This is a genomic window from Mycobacterium simiae, from assembly GCF_008370645.1.
Classification (GTDB): domain Bacteria; phylum Actinomycetota; class Actinomycetes; order Mycobacteriales; family Mycobacteriaceae; genus Mycobacterium; species Mycobacterium simiae_A.
The window spans coordinates 1-328 of sequence record NZ_VTZN01000594.1 but is presented as its reverse complement, the minus strand read 5'-3'; the positions used below and the strand labels follow the sequence as shown (position 1 = coordinate 328).

At 66.8% G+C, this 328-nt stretch carries 1 protein-coding gene; it reads right to left on the bottom strand.

Going from position 1 to position 328, the window contains the following annotated elements; all coding sequences use genetic code 11:
- Positions 1–328: AMP-binding protein (locus F0Q45_RS27045; RefSeq protein ID WP_149656703.1), on the bottom strand; the 328-nt coding region annotated here is incomplete at both ends.

Below are 328 nucleotides of genomic sequence, written 5' to 3'. Positions count from 1 at the left end.
CGCGTCCAACACGGCAAAGGCCAGACTGGGAAGCGGTTGCCCGATCGGGCTCCCGCCGCTGTGGATGTCGTGGTCGACAATCTCGCGAAATGACGCGTGCACCGTGGTCTCGGTGATGCCATACATGTTGATCAGGCGCGCCGCTGCCCGACGGTCGCGACGCCACTCCGCCAGACGTTGCGGGGCAAGGTCCTCACCGCCGAGCACCACAGCATCGAGCTGCAGCGGCAGCTCAGGGTGTGCGGTGACGACCGTCTGCAGCGCGTAAAACGCCGACGGGGTCTGGCTCAGCACGGTGACCCCTTCTGAAGCGAGCAGCGCGAGCAGG